The sequence below is a fragment of the Coriobacteriaceae bacterium genome, from assembly GCA_025993015.1.
Lineage (GTDB): Bacteria > Actinomycetota > Coriobacteriia > Coriobacteriales > Coriobacteriaceae > Collinsella.
The window spans coordinates 158,728-173,879 of record DAJPFV010000001.1; the positions used below are offsets into that span (position 1 = coordinate 158,728).

General features: G+C 59.4%; 17 protein-coding genes and 1 riboswitch. Of the genes, 8 read left to right on the top strand and 9 right to left on the bottom strand.

Features of this window, described 5'->3' with window-relative positions; genetic code table 11:
- From OIL77_00695 to OIL77_00705, 3 genes are all read left to right on the top strand, one after another.
- Complete coding sequence (locus tag OIL77_00695; protein HJI43943.1) at positions 1 to 948, top strand: peptidase C39 family protein; 948 nt, start codon at positions 1 to 3, stop codon at positions 946 to 948.
- 46 nt (positions 949 to 994) lie between these two features.
- The gene (locus tag OIL77_00700) at positions 995 to 2,104 is read left to right on the top strand and encodes a M20/M25/M40 family metallo-hydrolase (GenBank protein HJI43944.1); all 1,110 of its coding nucleotides are present in this window, start codon (positions 995 to 997) and stop codon (positions 2,102 to 2,104) included.
- Between the two features lie 304 nt (positions 2,105 to 2,408).
- Positions 2,409 to 3,218, top strand: a complete 810-nt coding sequence (locus tag OIL77_00705) for a YaaA family protein (GenBank protein ID HJI43945.1) — start codon at positions 2,409 to 2,411, stop codon at positions 3,216 to 3,218.
- A gap of 136 nt (positions 3,219 to 3,354) precedes the next feature.
- Here the strand turns inward: OIL77_00705 and OIL77_00710 are convergent, their stop codons facing one another.
- Complete coding sequence (locus OIL77_00710) at positions 3,355 to 3,876, bottom strand: hypothetical protein (GenBank protein HJI43946.1); 522 nt, start codon at positions 3,874 to 3,876, stop codon at positions 3,355 to 3,357.
- Positions 3,877 to 3,939: 63 nt separating this feature from the next.
- Positions 3,940 to 4,055: riboswitch (TPP riboswitch) on the top strand.
- On the opposite strand from OIL77_00710, the gene thiC reads away from it, so the two are divergent.
- Complete coding sequence (gene thiC / locus OIL77_00715; protein HJI43947.1) at positions 4,048 to 5,382, top strand: phosphomethylpyrimidine synthase ThiC; 1,335 nt, start codon at positions 4,048 to 4,050, stop codon at positions 5,380 to 5,382. It overlaps the preceding riboswitch by 8 nt.
- Before the next feature lie 182 nt (positions 5,383 to 5,564).
- Complete coding sequence (thiD, locus tag OIL77_00720) at positions 5,565 to 6,395, top strand: bifunctional hydroxymethylpyrimidine kinase/phosphomethylpyrimidine kinase (GenBank protein ID HJI43948.1); 831 nt, start codon at positions 5,565 to 5,567, stop codon at positions 6,393 to 6,395.
- A gap of 61 nt (positions 6,396 to 6,456) precedes the next feature.
- Here the strand turns inward: thiD and OIL77_00725 are convergent, their stop codons facing one another.
- The 4 genes from OIL77_00725 to OIL77_00740 form a co-directional block, all read right to left on the bottom strand.
- On the bottom strand, positions 6,457 to 7,116 hold the full coding sequence (locus tag OIL77_00725) for an SGNH/GDSL hydrolase family protein (GenBank protein ID HJI43949.1): 660 nt from the start codon (positions 7,114 to 7,116) through the stop codon (positions 6,457 to 6,459).
- Between the two features lie 78 nt (positions 7,117 to 7,194).
- Positions 7,195 to 8,331 carry a TIGR02452 family protein gene (locus tag OIL77_00730; protein ID HJI43950.1) on the bottom strand — a complete coding sequence of 379 codons (1,137 nt, stop codon included), beginning with the start codon at positions 8,329 to 8,331 and terminating at the stop codon, positions 7,195 to 7,197.
- A 138-nt stretch (positions 8,332 to 8,469) separates the two neighbouring features.
- Positions 8,470 to 9,165, bottom strand: a complete 696-nt coding sequence (locus OIL77_00735) for a Bax inhibitor-1 family protein (protein HJI43951.1) — start codon at positions 9,163 to 9,165, stop codon at positions 8,470 to 8,472.
- Positions 9,166 to 9,244: 79 nt separating this feature from the next.
- Positions 9,245 to 9,583: a hypothetical protein gene (locus tag OIL77_00740; protein HJI43952.1), complete on the bottom strand. Its 339-nt coding sequence runs from the start codon at positions 9,581 to 9,583 to the stop codon at positions 9,245 to 9,247.
- Positions 9,584 to 9,833: 250 nt separating this feature from the next.
- Between OIL77_00740 and OIL77_00745 the strand changes: the two genes are divergently transcribed.
- The 3 genes from OIL77_00745 to OIL77_00755 all read left to right on the top strand — a co-directional run bounded on the left by OIL77_00745 (position 9,834) and on the right by OIL77_00755 (position 12,385).
- On the top strand, positions 9,834 to 10,883 hold the full coding sequence (locus OIL77_00745; GenBank protein HJI43953.1) for an inorganic phosphate transporter: 1,050 nt from the start codon (positions 9,834 to 9,836) through the stop codon (positions 10,881 to 10,883).
- Positions 10,884 to 10,950: 67 nt separating this feature from the next.
- Positions 10,951 to 11,574, top strand: coding sequence for a DUF47 family protein (locus tag OIL77_00750; protein HJI43954.1), 624 nt, complete (start codon positions 10,951 to 10,953; stop codon positions 11,572 to 11,574).
- A 280-nt stretch (positions 11,575 to 11,854) separates the two neighbouring features.
- Positions 11,855 to 12,385: a nitroreductase family protein gene (locus OIL77_00755; protein ID HJI43955.1), complete on the top strand. Its 531-nt coding sequence runs from the start codon at positions 11,855 to 11,857 to the stop codon at positions 12,383 to 12,385.
- A 166-nt stretch (positions 12,386 to 12,551) separates the two neighbouring features.
- On the opposite strand, the gene OIL77_00760 is transcribed toward OIL77_00755, so the two are convergent.
- The 4 genes from OIL77_00760 to OIL77_00775 all read right to left on the bottom strand — a co-directional run bounded on the left by OIL77_00760 (position 12,552) and on the right by OIL77_00775 (position 15,111).
- On the bottom strand, positions 12,552 to 13,226 hold the full coding sequence (locus OIL77_00760; GenBank protein HJI43956.1) for a DivIVA domain-containing protein: 675 nt from the start codon (positions 13,224 to 13,226) through the stop codon (positions 12,552 to 12,554).
- A 61-nt stretch (positions 13,227 to 13,287) separates the two neighbouring features.
- Positions 13,288 to 13,533, bottom strand: coding sequence for a YggT family protein (locus tag OIL77_00765; GenBank protein HJI43957.1), 246 nt, complete (start codon positions 13,531 to 13,533; stop codon positions 13,288 to 13,290).
- A 57-nt stretch (positions 13,534 to 13,590) separates the two neighbouring features.
- Positions 13,591 to 14,313 carry a cell division protein SepF gene (locus OIL77_00770; protein ID HJI43958.1) on the bottom strand — a complete coding sequence of 241 codons (723 nt, stop codon included), beginning with the start codon at positions 14,311 to 14,313 and terminating at the stop codon, positions 13,591 to 13,593.
- A 60-nt stretch (positions 14,314 to 14,373) separates the two neighbouring features.
- A complete protein-coding gene (locus tag OIL77_00775) occupies positions 14,374 to 15,111 on the bottom strand; it encodes a YggS family pyridoxal phosphate-dependent enzyme (protein HJI43959.1) in 738 nt (245 codons plus the stop codon).
- Between the last annotated feature and the right edge of the window lie 41 nt (positions 15,112 to 15,152).

Consider the following 15,152-nt stretch of genomic DNA (forward strand, 5'->3'; position numbering starts at 1 on the left):
ATGCCACCAACTTATCAAATCGTCGATTTGACGCCAGGGGCAGACCCGCGCGATTCCCTACCCTCCGGCCTTGCGTTGCCTGCCGGCACCCTCGCCGCCGCCCAAAAAGCTGAAGGCGCCCTACTGCGCACGCTCTTTATCGCCGCGGGCCCCGAAGGCACGGCAGCGCTGCTGGGCTACAGAAGGCCGCACACCGCGCAGCTTAAGCTGTGCGCGCTTGACGGCGACAGCTCGCTTTTCGACCAGCTCCTCCACCACGCATCGCAGGAGACCCAAAAGCTCGGCCTCGACGTCAAGACCGAGCTCGGCGATGCGTCCCAGCACCCTATAGTGGCCCCGCACGCCGTGCATCCTGCCAACTATCACCAGACGACCGAATTCACCTGCGGGCCGGTAGCGGTCCTCGACGCCCTGTTGCGCAAGGGCGTCGTTGAGCGCATTACGCGCGATGAAGAGATCGCACTTTGGCGCGAAGCCACCATGGCGGTCGCATGCGATCCCTATGGGCTTGCCCTCGCCTGCAAGCGTCGCGGCTTTACCCCTTCCGTATATGTCTCACGCACCGGATGCATTCTCGACCCTGCGAGCGACATAGGGATTCTCAACAAGGCGCTCGCCCGCGACACACAGTTGTCTTTCGAGCAACAGGCACACGAAGAAGGGATTCCCATCCGTGTGGGCGACTTCGATTCCTCGGATATCGCGCGATTCCTTGACGAGGGACGCATTGTGGCTCTGCTTATCGACGAATGGCATTGGCATGCAGAGCACTGCCCGCATTGGATTACCGTGACCGGGCAACGGAATATGCGTTTTTACCTCGATGACCCATGGCATGATCGCGAATACGGCGAGAGCGTCATCGACACCGGCGACCTTGCCATCGACAAGAACGATCTTGACTTGGTTAGTTCCTACGACGGCACCAAGGCGATGCTCGTCTTTTAAGATACGAATCCCCAAGCTCCTTCAAGCCAGAGAGAAGACGATATACATGGAAACGCAAGAGCAGCGTATACGACGCGAATTCACCCAGCTCGTAAGCATGGACTCAGTATCGCTTAACGAAAGGGAGTGCGCAGACTGGCTCCGCGAGCGACTGGAAGAGCTCGGCTTTGAGGTCAAGGAAGACGACGCGGGTTCAAAGCTTGGCGGCAACGCAGGAAACCTGCACGCCTGGCTTGAGGGCACGACGGGCGAGGACCCCATCCTTTTATGCGGACACATGGACATCGTCGAGCCGGGACGCGGAAAGAAAGCCATCTTCCATGAAGATGGTACCATCACCTCGGATGGAACGACCGTGCTCGGCGCCGATGACATCGCAGCTATTGTAGAAATCCTCGAGGGGGTCCGCGCGGTCCTTGCCTCAGACCGTCCTCATCGAGGAATCGAGATCGTATTCTGCGTCGACGAGGAAGCCTATGACGGAGGCAGCAGGTCCTTGGACTTTAGCACGATAAAAAGCCGCGAGGCATATGTGCTCGATTTGGCGGGCACGCCAGGCACGGCAGCCATCGCAGCCCCGACGCTCATCTCGTTTGCCGCCACGCTCTTGGGCAGGGCCGCGCACGCCGGTTTTGAACCCGAATCCGGCATCAACGCCATCGCGGCTGCAGCACGGGCAATATCAAGTCTTAAACAGGGACGCGTCAACGACCACACGACCCTGAACATCGGGACGATCGAAGGTGGAGCCCAGGCAAATGTCGTGCCGGAAAGCTGCCGGTGCACAGGAGAAATCCGCAGCAGCAATCACGCCGAGGCGCTTGCGCTCATGGACAGCGTCGACCGAATCATCTCCAAGGCCGCAGAAGATCTCGGAGCACAGGTCTCGATGGCATCAGAGGTCCGCATCAAGGCATACCGCACGCGCAAGAACGCGCCCGCGGTCACCCGCTTCTTGAATGTCTGCGGCAAACTCGGCCTTGCAGGCAACCTCGTGGAGACCTTTGGCGGAAGCGACAACAACAGTTTCGCCGAGCACGGCATCGAGGGCATTGTGCTCTCATGCGGTATGATGCGCCCCCATTCCACCGCCGAATACGTTCGCATGGAAGACCTCATCGTCGGAGCGAAACTGGTCGAAGAGCTCATCGGCTAGCGGCGTTACGTCAACACGTCCGCGCGCAACATGTCTCTATCGTGCATAGGGCATGAAGCCATGGGGCAGGGTATACTGGATGCCGACCCTGCCGTCCTTTGACAGGGTGACCATATACGGGGAGCTTGCTGGGAGGTCGCCAACAAGGCCGACATCTACAAGGCCCACCGCGGCTACAAGGCCTTCCTCGAGCGCGCCTAACCAGCCCTTCATCAGTTGCGGTGAAATACGGACTAAACTGGCCTATAAACGGCCAAAACAGACCGTATTCCACCGCAACTTCCTTTTTGGCAGAGGAGAGTCCATGCTGCAGGTCATCATTTCGCCCGCCAAGCAGATGCGCGCGGCCCAAGATGCTTTTGAAGTCCTGGGCATTCCACCTTTTGCGCACGAGACGGCTCGCCTCCACCGTGCACTGCTAGATATCGAGCGGAATGAAGGCAGCGGCGGTCTGCAGGCGCTATGGAACGTGAGTGACAAACTGCTGGGGCCTTGCCTCAACACCCTGCATGAGTTCGGGCCCATCCTGATAAACGGCGATCTCGACAATCCCGCACTCGCCCGTCACCTCTCCCCCGCCATCATGTCCTATCACGGCATTCAGTACCAGAGCATGGCACCCGAGGTGATGGATTCAGTGCAGCTCGCATGGCTGCAAGACCATCTGTGGATCCTCTCCGGCCTCTACGGGTGCGTTCGTCCCTTCCATGCCGTCGAACCGTATCGACTGGAGATGGGCGCGAAGCTCGCCGTTGACGATGCCCAAGACCTCTACGCGTTTTGGAGCGACAAGCTCGCGCGGGCTATCGCCCCGGCAGGCTCAAACACCACGATCGTCAATCTCGCCAGCGTAGAGTATGCCAAAACCGTTCTGCCCCACCTCGCGGACGACGCCACAACCGTCACTTGTCTCTTTGGCGAAGGTGTCCGCAACGGCAAGCCCATCCAGCGCTCGACCGCCAGCAAAAAGGCGCGCGGCTCCATGGTGCGCTGGATGGCAGAAAACAAGCTCGAGGACGCCGCCGGTCTTACCGAGTTCAACATCGGCTATCGCCACGCCCCCGAGATCTCATACCCAGGCACCCTCGTGTTCATCAACGAACAGATGCTCTAGACCCGCCACCCAAAACTGACCCGCTCAGCCTTCTCTATATAACTTGCGGTGGAATAGTTCCTATTTGAGCCTTTTATCGCACAATCAGGAACTATTCCACCGCAACTTTTATGAATTGGCTGGCTAGGCTCGACACCTATTCTGCTAGACCGTCGGCCTTTGCAATCCCGTTTGTCGAACCGTCCTGATAGATAATCTTGACGTGCTCAACCTCGGAAACCGCAACACCCGTCGGAGGCTCCAGACGCCATTCCGTCAGGGCGATATCCATGGTCGTGGGCACATCTCCTTGATCTTTGAGCTTCACCGTCAGCGTTTTGAGCGCCGCATCAAACGTCACGCGTTCGATTTCTTCGCCCGGAATGGACCCACCACTCAGCTGCAACTGCACAAACTCATCGCGCGGGTACCAATAATCGCCCGGAATGGCGAGCGTATTGGCATTACCGCCAGTACTCCTCACCGTCATAATCGGTAGGCTATCATCAGCCTCGAACTCCCATGCAGCGCAGCCGCGACCACCAAACGTCCAGATACAACAGGCAATCACCATCACGACAAGGATCGCAAAACCAATCGCGACAAGGCCATGGTGCGCACGGCCCTCCTCGGCCGATACGTCCCATTGCATCTCTCGATATAGATGCTTGTCTTCCATGTTCGCCTCCCCACGGGCATGCTCATCGCGTCAATCGTACCCATTCGAGCTATACTTGAGCCCACCACATAAACGGGGAGCTTGCAGGACAAGACGGCAGGCTGAGACTGGGCGCGCCCGCCCTGACCCGCAAACCTGATATGGGTAATGCCAACGAAGGGAGCCGTGCCAATGAGCACACAGACCGAGCCCAAGCTCGTCACGCAAATCGACTTCGCCCGCGCTGGGCAGATCACACCTCAGATGAAAGAGGTCGCCGAGCGCGAGCATCGCGACCCCGAGTACATCCGCGAGCGCGTGGCAGACGGCCGCATCGCCATTCCCGCCAACATCGTGCATATCAAAAAGGGCATGCGCGCCTTTGGTGTCGGCGAGGGCCTGTCCACCAAGGTCAACGTGAACTTGGGCATCTCGGGCGACAAGGCCGATGCCGCCGAGGAATGGAAGAAGGTCAAGATTGCCGAGGACTTTGGCGCCGACGCCATCATGGACCTCTCCAACTCGGGCAAGACGCGCCAGTTCCGCCAGCAGCTCATCGACGAGACGCCGCTTATGGTGGGCACCGTCCCCATGTACGACGCCATCGGCTACATGGAAAAGCCGCTGGTCAAGCTCACCAAGGACGACCTGCTCGAGGTCGTTCGCGCGCACGCCGAGGACGGCGTGGACTTCATGACCATCCACTGCGGCATCAACAAGTCGGTCATCAAGACCTTTAAGGAGACCGGCCGCCTCATGAACATCGTCAGCCGCGGCGGCTCGCTGCTGTTTGGCTGGATGGAAGTCACCGGCAACGAAAACCCCTTCTACGAGTTCTACGACGAGGTGCTCGAGATCTGCCACGAGTACGACGTGACGATCTCGCTCGGCGATTCCTGCCGCCCGGGCTGTCTCTACGACTCAAACGATGCCACCGAGACCGCCGAGATGATCGAGCTGGGCAAGCTGTGCAAGCGCGCTTGGGCCGCCGGCGTCCAGGTTATGGTCGAGGGACCGGGTCACATGGCGCTCGACGAGATCGCCGCCAACATGAAGCTGCAGAAGCGCCTGTGCCATAATGCGCCGTTCTATGTGCTGGGGCCGCTGGTGACCGATATCGGCGTGGGCTACGACCACATCACCGCCGCCATCGGTGGCGCCATCTCGGCGAGCTCCGGCGCCGACTTCCTGTGCTACGTGACACCCGCTGAGCACCTGTGCCTGCCCAACGCCCAGGACGTGCTCGATGGCCTCATGGCCACCAAGATCGCCGCACACGCCGCCGATATCGCCAAGAAGGTGCCGCACGCCCGCGATCTGGACGACAAGATGGGCCAGGCACGCCGCAAGCTCGACTGGGACGCCATGTGGAAGTGCGCCCTCGATCCCGTCACCGGCAAGAAGCGCTACGAGGAGTCCCCTGCCGCCACCGAGGGCACCTGTACCATGTGCGGCAAGATGTGCGCCGTCCGCACCGTCAACAAGGTATTCGAGGGCACGACGATCGACCTTGGCATGGAGGACTAGACTCCTCGCTGCGATCGCTTCTAGCGGCGAGCCGGCGCCCCTCAATTGTTGACGTGTGAACATTTGCTTACATTTGCGTAAAGATTGCATCGCCCGCCCGGGTTCGACATAGAGTCGGCCCGGGCATCTTTATAATGCTGGCTTAAAGACCCATTTGCATCCGACCGAACAAGGGAGCGAACATGGATCGCAGTAAGGTACCCGCCGTCCTGTCCATCGCAGGATCAGATTCCAGCGGTGGTGCCGGCATTCAGGCCGACATCAAGACCATCACGGCGCACCGCCTGTATGCCGAGACGGCCATCACCGCCATCACAGCGCAAAACACCCTGGGCGTTACCGCCGTGCAGGATATCTCGCCAGATATCGTAGCCGCGCAAATTGACGCCGTTTTTGACGATATCCGCCCCAGCGCCGTCAAGATCGGCATGGTTTCTTCTGTCGAGATTATCGAAGTCATCGCCGACCGCTTGAGCGCCTGGAACGCAACGAACGTGGTCGTCGACCCCGTCATGGTCGCCACCTCGGGCGCGCGGCTGATTGCCGAAGATGCCGCCGAGGCGCTCACCCGCCGCCTGTTCCCGCTAGCGACGGTTATCACGCCCAATATTCCCGAGGCCATGGCACTGCTCGACTATGAGGTCGACTCCGAGCGCACGCAGCAAAATGCTGCCATGCTCCTCACCCGCCGCTTTGGTTGCGCATCCCTCGTTAAGGGTGGGCATCTTGTCAACGAGGCCAACGATGTACTGGCCGAACCCGCGCCACTCGATGACGAGGGCAACCATCTGGGAGATCCACTCACCACGTGGTTCCGCCACAAGCGCATCGAGACCGACAACACGCACGGCACCGGATGCACGCTCTCGTCCGCCATCGCCTGCGCGCTGGCTCAGGGCATGGATCTTGCCGACGCCGTCAACGCCGGCAAGGCATACCTGACAGGCGCTCTGGCCGCCGGCTTTGACATGGGCAAAGGCTCCGGCCCCGTCAACCACATGTGGCAGTATTAAGATTCGCAGTCCAAAGCCACCGCAAAGGCGCCCGTCCCCTTTGCGGTGGCTTGGGGTCGCGCTACTCTCCGAGCATCTCTTGGAGCTTGGCCGCCACGGCGTGACCCAGGATCTCATGGCTTTCGGGCATCATATGCAGATAGTCGATATCGCCCGGCTCGGCAAACTCCGCTGCATTCAAAAAGTCGCAGCCAAACTGCTCGGCTACGTGCGCATAGTATTCAGCAAAATGCTCCGAGGCCTCGACGGAACGCTCGTCAAAATCGGTCATATATACATCGGCGATTTGCGGCTTGATCTTGATAGGTGCCATCAGCAGAATACGCGGGCAGGGTGCAGCATTGGTCCAGGGAAATGCACGCACCGCGCGAATCAGCGCCATGGTGCCACGGGCAATATCGGAGGCCGTCACACCAAAGACCGTCTTGCAATCGTTGGTTCCCAGCATAATAACGATCGCATCCAGCGGCTTATGGGCCTCGAGCAGCATCGGCAGTGCGCGGATGCCGTTAAGATTGGTGTTCAGATGGCACATGTCGTCGCGTACCGTCGTGCGGCCGTTGAGGCCTTCTTCAATTACATGCCAGCCCTCGCCTAAGTCACGTTGGGCCACGCCGCACCAGCGCACATCCTGCGCATAGCGCACCGCGGTGCCGTCGCGCATGCCCGCCGGATCGTAACCATAGGTGTTGCTGTCGCCAAAGCATAGAACGTTTTTCATCGTAAGCCCCTCGCTCAGTAAAAAACCGACGGAAGCAGCCTCTCCCGCCGGCTCGACCCATCTGTCAGCACGTACCGATTACAGGTACTTGCGCCAGTCGTCCTCGTCCTCATCATCCTCGGTAGCAGCTTGGATCTGCTCGGCGGCGCGAGCTGCCGCAGCGCGAGCGGCAACCTGGGCATAGGACTCCTCGTTGCGCTCGGGGAAGTTTGCCAGCACGTGCTCGAACTTGGCAAAATCCTCATCCCAGCGCGTAGAAGGCACGGCAAAGAAGACTTGCTTGACCTTAAAGTCGCCCGACGCGAGCTCCTTGCGGAAGAGCTCGGCCACGGCCTCTGCGTCAAAGCCGTTGTTGTCGCAGCCCCAAGCGCCCAGCACGAGCTTCTCGCGACCTAGCTCGTCGCAGATGGCAAGCACAAAGCGAATGCGGTCGCGCAGGGCATCCAGCAGAGCATCGTCGCTCACGCGATACTCCTGGCGGGCGCGCTTAACGTTGGGCGCGGCGGCCACGATCACGTCGGCGTATGCATGCACGTGGTTGCGGTCGAAGCGCACCGCAGGCACCACCAGCGCACGGTTTCGGTAAAGCTCGCAGTTGATGTTGCGGCGACGGTTCTCGCCGTACCATTTGCGCTGCTTATCGAGAACGTTGTACAGATACGAATCGGCGCACAGCGTGGCCTCCTGGCCCAGATAACCCTGAATATAGCCACCGCCCGGATTGGTGAACGAGGCAAAGGCGAGCACGGCCATGTCGCAGAACTGCGCATAGCCGCGGCCGTTATCGAGGATTGCCTGCGTGGCGGAGGCATCAAGCACAGTGACCTCGGGCAGGACCGGAGCAGCCTCCTCCGCGGGCGCGGACTCGGCTTCGTCGGCCGACTCGTTGGGCTCGAGTGCCACCTCGGGCTCGACCGCAGTCTCCACCTCAGCGGCCTCAACCTCGGCAGCCTCAGCAGCCTCGACGTCCTCGGCAGCCTGCTCCTCGGCAGCCGCTGCCTTCTGGGCCTTGGCCTTCATCGCCGAGACAAAGCCGGCAGGCATACCGTCAAACTCGCGAACACCGGCAAGCGAACGCTCGATATCCTTGGCGCACGCTTCGGACACAGTTGCCACGTGACGCTCGGCGGCCTTGGCACGGGCCTCGCGCTTGGGATTGGGCTGACCCGCTCGGTTGGACCTGCGGTTACGGTTCCTGTTGTCGACGTCTGCCATAAGTGGTCACCTTTCTCGGTCTCTGCCGCTATCGGCTTTTCCCATCCATGATACCCCGCCGCGTACAAAAAAGACGGCCCCGAAGGACCGCCTTTCGCATCGATTTGCACGCACGGCAAGCACCGCCGCAATTCGCCACTAGTCGCGACGGCCGAGGATGTTCAGAATGCGCAGGAACACGTTGATAATATCCACGAACAGGTTAGAGGCCATGAGCACGGCGTTGGGCAGCGTAGGCGGCACCGTCGTGGCAACATAGGTGTCGTAGCCAATAAAGCCAGCGAACACCACAATCACGATCAGGTCGGTGATGGACTGCGAAACGCCCATGAACATCAGCACGATCTCAACCAGAATAGTGGCGAGCAGAATACCAAAACCGATGCCATACACACGCTGGAAAAACTTGGGGAAGGTCACGCCAAGCGCGCCAAAGACAAAGGTGATGGCGGCCGTGGCGATAAAAGCGGTGTTGATGGTGGGCAGGTCATAGTTGGCAAGGCCAAACGACGCGGTCAGGCCAAAGGTACTCGCAAAGATTACGTAGCCCACAAGGGACAGGCCCACGGACTGCTTGCTGGCGGCGGCCGACATCATGACCATGCCGACGATGGTCAAAATAAACGAGCCAAAGACCAGCGGCAAGGCGGCGCCGCTCATCATCATGCGCGCAAACGACATGGTGCTCGTAAAGTAGGCGCCGGCGCCCATGGCGCAAAAGCCCAAGAAGATCAGGGCAGACATGGCAAGATTATACGCACGCGGCGACATCTCCTTGGCACGGCTTGCGCCGGTTTCGATGGGGCCGTTCTGATAGCCCTGAATATCGTTCATAATTTCGTCCTTTCAAAAGCGCCGCGACAGCGCAGTAGCTGACAAGATTCCTGTCATTGTACCCGAATGCCGTACGTCCTTACCTACGGCGCTCGCCCTCGAGCGTGCGATCAAAGGCCCAGACCCACCAACGCATCACGTGTGCCTGCGAGCCGTCCGCCCGCTCGCGCGTCTGGTCCTCCAGATACAACTCGGTCGCGTGCCCGCCAAAACGCACCTTATAGGTTGCCGTACGGATGCCGTGGACCATCAGGCCAAACCCGGTGGTCGAGATAATTTCGTCAATCGTAAAGCAGCGACCGTCAACCCAGCAGACGGTAACCGGCACAACCTGTCCGCCCGCGAGGATGCGAGCCACGACGTCCACATACTGCTTGTGTACGCGCCGAGTTTTGCCGTCTGTCTGTCGATATTCCATGCCTCCTATTATCGAACGCATGTTTGTATGTTGTAAAGCGAACAGACTGTGGTTTTGGAGTGTCGTAGTAATCGCACGTGTCCGCATGGCGTGTTAGCAAAAAGAACACCCGCGGTCAACAGGGCAAATATTCAATTTTAGTGCCAAAAAGTTCACTTCTCCCATCAGAACTCGGTAAAGAGACCCGCAGGAGGTGATACGATTTATCATGTTTTTGTAACGTGCCTGCAAACTTCGAGAAAGCCCATATATGGACGTAACGTTCTCAACCTTCCTCGGCCAAATTGTGTCGAACCCAGTCCTTGCCGTCACCGTGATCCTCGCATTGGGCGCCATCTTCGTCAATGGATGGACCGACGCGCCCAACGCCATCGCGACCTGCGTCACTACGCGTTGCATGCCCGCCCGTGCCGCCATTCTCATGAGCGCCGCATTCAACTTCCTCGGCGTACTCATCATGACGCACTTTAACGCGAGCGTCGCCAACACCATCTCACATATCGTCGACTTTGGCGGAAATAGCACCATGGCGCTCGCCTGCCTATGCGCGGCGCTGTTCTCCATCGTCGTCTACGGCGCCACAGCGTCGCGTTTTGGCATCCCCACTTCGCAAAGCCACAGCCTCATCGCCGGCCTGACCGGTGCCGCTATCGCCCTCGGCGGCGCGAGCAGCGTCAACGTCCACGAGTGGATGAAGGTTATCTACGGTCTGGCGCTCTCCATCGGCTTGGGCTTTGTCATGGGTTGGGTCCTGTGCAAGCTCGTCTCGATTCTTTTCGCCGCCGCCAACAGGCGACGTGCCAATGTCTTCTTTAAATACGCTCAGATCGCGAGCGCTGCGGCCATGAGCTTTATGCACGGCGCGCAGGATGGACAGAAGTTCATCGGCGTGCTCTTTTTAGGCGTGGCCTTTGCCAGCGGCCAGACGAGCGTCGGCGATGCAGGCATCCCCATCTGGATTATGCTGCTGTGCTCGGCCACTATGGGTATCGGCACCAGCGTGGGCGGCGAGCGCATCATCAAGTCCGTCGGCCAGAGCATGGTCAAGCTCGAAAAGTACCAGGGCTTCTCCGCCGACCTCGCAGGCGCCGCAAACCTGCTGCTTGCCACCCTTACCGGCATCCCCGTGTCCTCCACCCATATCAAGACCTGCGCCATCATGGGCGTCGGTGCCGTCAAGCGCCTTTCGGCCATCAACTTTGGCGTGGTCAAGGACATGATGTTCACCTGGTTCTTTACCTTCCCCGCCTGCGGACTCATCAGCTTTGTCATGGCCAAGCTGTTCATGATGTTCATCTAGTCAAACCGAGCGTCCATCCGGACCGTAATACTTCGCCCACCCGTCTTCGCCTCGAAAGGACCCGCTCATGGCAAAGAAACCCGATTCGTTCTACTTCGACAACTACGTCGCCTGCGCCGACCTTGCCGTCCAGGCCGCCGAGCTGCTCACCAAGATTTTCGAGAACTTCGACCCCGCGCAGATTCACGACATGCTCAATAAGATGCATGCGATTGAGCATGCGGCAGACAAGAAGCACCACGAGCTCGAAGACGCCCTGCTCACCGCCTTTATCACCCCGCTCGAGCGCGAGGATCTGGATCTGATGAGCTGCGCGCTCGACACCGTGCTCGACCGTATTGAGGGCGTCGTGCAGCGCGTCTACTTCACCAACATTCAGAGCATCCATCCCGACGCCATCGTCATCGCCCACAAGGTGACTGACGCCTGCCGCGCCATGAAAGACCTGATGGTCGAGCTTCCCAACTACCGCAAGTCCAAAACGCTGCGCGAGCTGGTCATCCAGATCAACACCATCGAGTCCGAGGCCGACGAGCTCTACATCAACGCCATGCGCAACCTGCACGTTAACGGCAAGGATCCGCTCGAGGTCATCGCTTGGCGTGACGTCTACGCCTTCCTGGAGTACTGCGCCGACTGCTGCGAGAATGTGGCCGATGTTGTGGATTCGATTGTCATGAAGAACAGTTAATTGGGGGTACGTGTCCCGGCGGCGAAGGGCCGGCCACGGTTTGCTTTCTCACTCCGGCTGCTTTGCAGAGTCGTTCGAAAGCAAACCGTGGCCGGCCCTTCGCCTTACGTACCACCATTGGGAACTTTGGCTGATACTTTGAAAGCAATGAGGCTTTTGTTGACAGGGCCTTTGAGCCCGATTGGGAACTTTGGGACCGCCTTAAACGTTTGGCTGGATCGGGCTTTGGGTACCCTTTGTTTTGCTTTGGGTTGATACACTGAATTTGGAGGGCTTGGTTGTGAGTTATTTGGATCTGGCTCGGGGTCGGTATTCTTGTCGTGAGTTTGAAGATCGGGCTGTGGAGCAGGCTGTGGTGGATGCCATTGTTGAGGCTGGGCGGATTGCTCCTTCTGCTTGTAATAATCATCCTTCTCGTGTGATGGTGCTGGATACGCCTGAGCTTCTGGAGAAGGCTGCTGCTTGTCAGCCTCGGTTTGCTCGTGATGGATCTATCTTTGGCGCTCCGCTCATCTTCCTTATTTGTAGCGTTACCGAAGACGCTTGGGTGCGCCCGTATGACCAGATGAATTCCAGTGAAATCGATACGTCCATAGTGTGCGATCAGATGATGATGGAGGCCACCGAGCAGGGCCTGGGAACGTGTTGGGTATGCCATTTTAAGCCCGAGGTGGCACAGGAGCAGTTCAACCTGCCCGAGGGCGTCTATCCCTATCACATGCTCGTCTGCGGATATCCTGCCGACCACATCGCCGATTCCGAGCATCGCGAGGCCCGTACCATTCCCCTCTCCGACTTCCTCCTCAAGTAGATTTTGGGACATGCCCTAAAACCTATCCTTGACCGCTCACCGGTTCGCCGAGTTCTGCGCCACTATGTGCAGGGCTCGGTTTTTTATGTTGCGCGCCCCGGTACAGTCATAAAAAAGGACCCGCAAGCTGCGGGTCCTTTCTAGGCACTAAATTGTAGGCCGAATGTTAGTCCAGGTCGTCGGCAGCGAAGTTGTCGATCGGGGCGAAGGGATCGGCCACGGGGACAACCGGGTCAGCGACGGGCAGCGGCTCGGCGGGAACAGTCACCGCAGGAGAAGCGGCAGAACCGACCGGCGTGGAGGCCATGAGGTCGGCCGGGAAGGAGTTCTGGGCATCGTCCATGAAGTGCTGGATGAGCTTGAGATACTCGGCCTTGAACTCCTCACGAGAAGCCTTGAGACGATCGATCTCCTCGAGCTCAGCCTGCTTTTCGGTCAGAGCCTGGCGGATAACCTCGCGGGCCTTGGCGTCAGCCTCGTTGCGAATACGCTCAGCGTTCTCATTGGCATCGTTGACGATGGTCTCAGCGGTCTGCTGGGCAGCGATCAGGGCAGCGGAAATCTGGCGCTCCTGAGCGGAGAAGTCAGGGGCGGGAGCAGCCACGGGGGCGGCAGGAACGGCCTGGGCGGGGGCATCCTGAGCCTGGGCAAGCTGAGCCTGCGCATCGGCAAGCTGCTGCTCGGTAGCAGTCAGACGACCCTTAAGGTCGACGATCTTAGCGAGCATAGCGTCAACCTCAGAGGACAGCGTCTCCAAGAAGACGTCGACCTCAGCAGGATCGTAGCCACGCTTGGCCTCAGAGAAAGTCTGAGCCTGGATGTCTGCAGGGGTAATAGCCATAACAAGTCTCCTTTTTCATCGCCTCGGCGCTACACGCCCGACGTAAGTTACTAAGACAGTTCTACACGAGTATACCTATAAGAAGCTGCAGAACCAGCCTCTGCACCAACTGCAACGCAATAATCGCAACGACCGGCGAAAAATCGATACCGCCCATCGGCGGGATGAAACGACGGAACAGGTTGAGCCACGGACCGCACACGCTATCAAGCACCGCGGCAATATCCTGAAGCAAACCACCCTGCTTCATGGGAATCCACGTCATAAAGCAGTAGACGACAATGAGCGTGGAATAGAAGTTGAACAGCGTATTGACCAGCTGGACGATAGTGTAGATGTTGATGGGAATCTCCTCGTCTTGTCTTTACTTAAGGTAGCCGTCGGCACGAAGCTTCTTGAGATCGGAATCTTTGACCTCGCAACCGGCGGGCAGCACCATGAACACGCGGTCGCCCACCTCCTTGACCGTGGCACCCAGACCGCAGGCAAAGCCGTAAGAGAAGTCCAAGACGCGCTTGGCAACTTCGGTGCGTACGCCCACAAAAATCAGTGCGACAGGCTGCTTGGTGCGAACGCGGCGCACCACGGTCTCCACGTCGTCATAGCTCTCGGGGCGCAGGACATAGGCCGGCAGCTGCGGTGTGGCGTTGATGATATTGCTCGCATAGGCCGAGGCATCGCTCGGTGCAGGCGCAGGCGCAGCGGCGGCACGGGCGCGGGTGTTCTCGGCGTAGCTCGACGGCGTGTCATAGGCACCAGGACGATAACCGCTCGCAACACTGTCCTGCGAGCGCGAAGGCGGGTTATACGTCGTGGCATGGCGGGAGTCATCGCCGACCAGCTGCCCGGAGCGTGTATACACGGCAACCGACTCAGCTTCACCACGGCGCGTCTGACCAAGCAGGCCGTTGCTCGGCTCGTCTTGGGTGTAGAAGCCCTCGCCCGAAGCACCGCTGTAGCCGTTGCCCTGATAGCCATCGTCATAGCCATCATTGTAGCCGTAGTCGTCGTCCTGGCCATAACCCTGGTCGTAACCCTGCTGGCCGCCCAGGTGCATCTTATTTTTAATCTCGTCAAGGAAGCCCATGGTTGTGTCCTCTCGCGGTTTAGTGCAGGCGCCCCGATAATCAGTGCGCACTTCAGAGCCTTATTTTACTGCAAACTCCGGGCTAAATACTACCCTGCCCAGGCGAACGAGCGTAGAGCCCTCCTCAAGGGCAGGCTCAAAGTCTTCGCTCATGCCGCAGGAAAGCTCAGGCAGGTTCAAATCGGGATGCGCCGCCTCCAGCTCATCCCTCAGCTCACGAAGCCCCGCAAAGGTGCGGCGTGCCACATCCTTATTCCCCCGGGGCGCCATAGTCATAAGCCCCTGTACGCAAATTCCCTCAAGTTCCGCAAGCTCACCCGCGGCGGCGCGAATCTCATCGGGCGAAAAGCCTCCCTTCGACTCCTCACCACTCACATTGACCTCAATGAGCACACGCTGGGGGCCGGCGAGTTCGCCTGCCTCAATCTTGCGGGCAGCACGGCTCGAGATCGCCTGCGCCAGATGCAGCGAACCCACCGAGTGAATCAGCTCGGCTGAGCCCAGCACCGCATTGATCTTATTGGTCTGCAGGTTGCCGATCATATCGAAGCGCACCTCGGGCAGCTCCGGATGCTCCGCCAAACCTGTGAGCTTGCGAACCAGCTCCTGCGGGCGATTCTCGGCAAAATGGCGATACCCCGCCTGGATGGCGGCAACGGTCTCATCGACACCAACGGTCTTGGACACGGCAATGAGGCGCGCGGCGTCGTGGGGACGGCCCGCGCGATCGAGCGCCGCATAAAAACGTTCCAGAATCTGCTCGCGGCGAGCGCGCATCAAGTCCAAATAGTTATCCATTGCCAATCGCCTCCGCTGACAGCCAAACAAGTAGTCCCATG

Coding starts and splice junctions, on each gene's coding strand:
- OIL77_00695 (HJI43943.1), top strand. CDS start 1: ATGCCACCAACTTATCAAATCGTCGATTTGACGCCAGGGGCAGACCCG.
- OIL77_00700 (HJI43944.1), top strand. CDS start 995: ATGGAAACGCAAGAGCAGCGTATACGACGCGAATTCACCCAGCTCGTA.
- OIL77_00705 (HJI43945.1), top strand. CDS start 2,409: ATGCTGCAGGTCATCATTTCGCCCGCCAAGCAGATGCGCGCGGCCCAA.
- OIL77_00710 (HJI43946.1), bottom strand. CDS start 3,876: ATGGAAGACAAGCATCTATATCGAGAGATGCAATGGGACGTATCGGCC.
- thiC (HJI43947.1), top strand. CDS start 4,048: ATGAGCACACAGACCGAGCCCAAGCTCGTCACGCAAATCGACTTCGCC.
- thiD (HJI43948.1), top strand. CDS start 5,565: ATGGATCGCAGTAAGGTACCCGCCGTCCTGTCCATCGCAGGATCAGAT.
- OIL77_00725 (HJI43949.1), bottom strand. CDS start 7,116: ATGAAAAACGTTCTATGCTTTGGCGACAGCAACACCTATGGTTACGAT.
- OIL77_00730 (HJI43950.1), bottom strand. CDS start 8,331: ATGGCAGACGTCGACAACAGGAACCGTAACCGCAGGTCCAACCGAGCG.
- OIL77_00735 (HJI43951.1), bottom strand. CDS start 9,165: ATGAACGATATTCAGGGCTATCAGAACGGCCCCATCGAAACCGGCGCA.
- OIL77_00740 (HJI43952.1), bottom strand. CDS start 9,583: ATGGAATATCGACAGACAGACGGCAAAACTCGGCGCGTACACAAGCAG.
- OIL77_00745 (HJI43953.1), top strand. CDS start 9,834: ATGGACGTAACGTTCTCAACCTTCCTCGGCCAAATTGTGTCGAACCCA.
- OIL77_00750 (HJI43954.1), top strand. CDS start 10,951: ATGGCAAAGAAACCCGATTCGTTCTACTTCGACAACTACGTCGCCTGC.
- OIL77_00760 (HJI43956.1), bottom strand. CDS start 13,226: ATGGCTATTACCCCTGCAGACATCCAGGCTCAGACTTTCTCTGAGGCC.
- OIL77_00770 (HJI43958.1), bottom strand. CDS start 14,313: ATGGGCTTCCTTGACGAGATTAAAAATAAGATGCACCTGGGCGGCCAG.
- OIL77_00775 (HJI43959.1), bottom strand. CDS start 15,111: ATGGATAACTATTTGGACTTGATGCGCGCTCGCCGCGAGCAGATTCTG.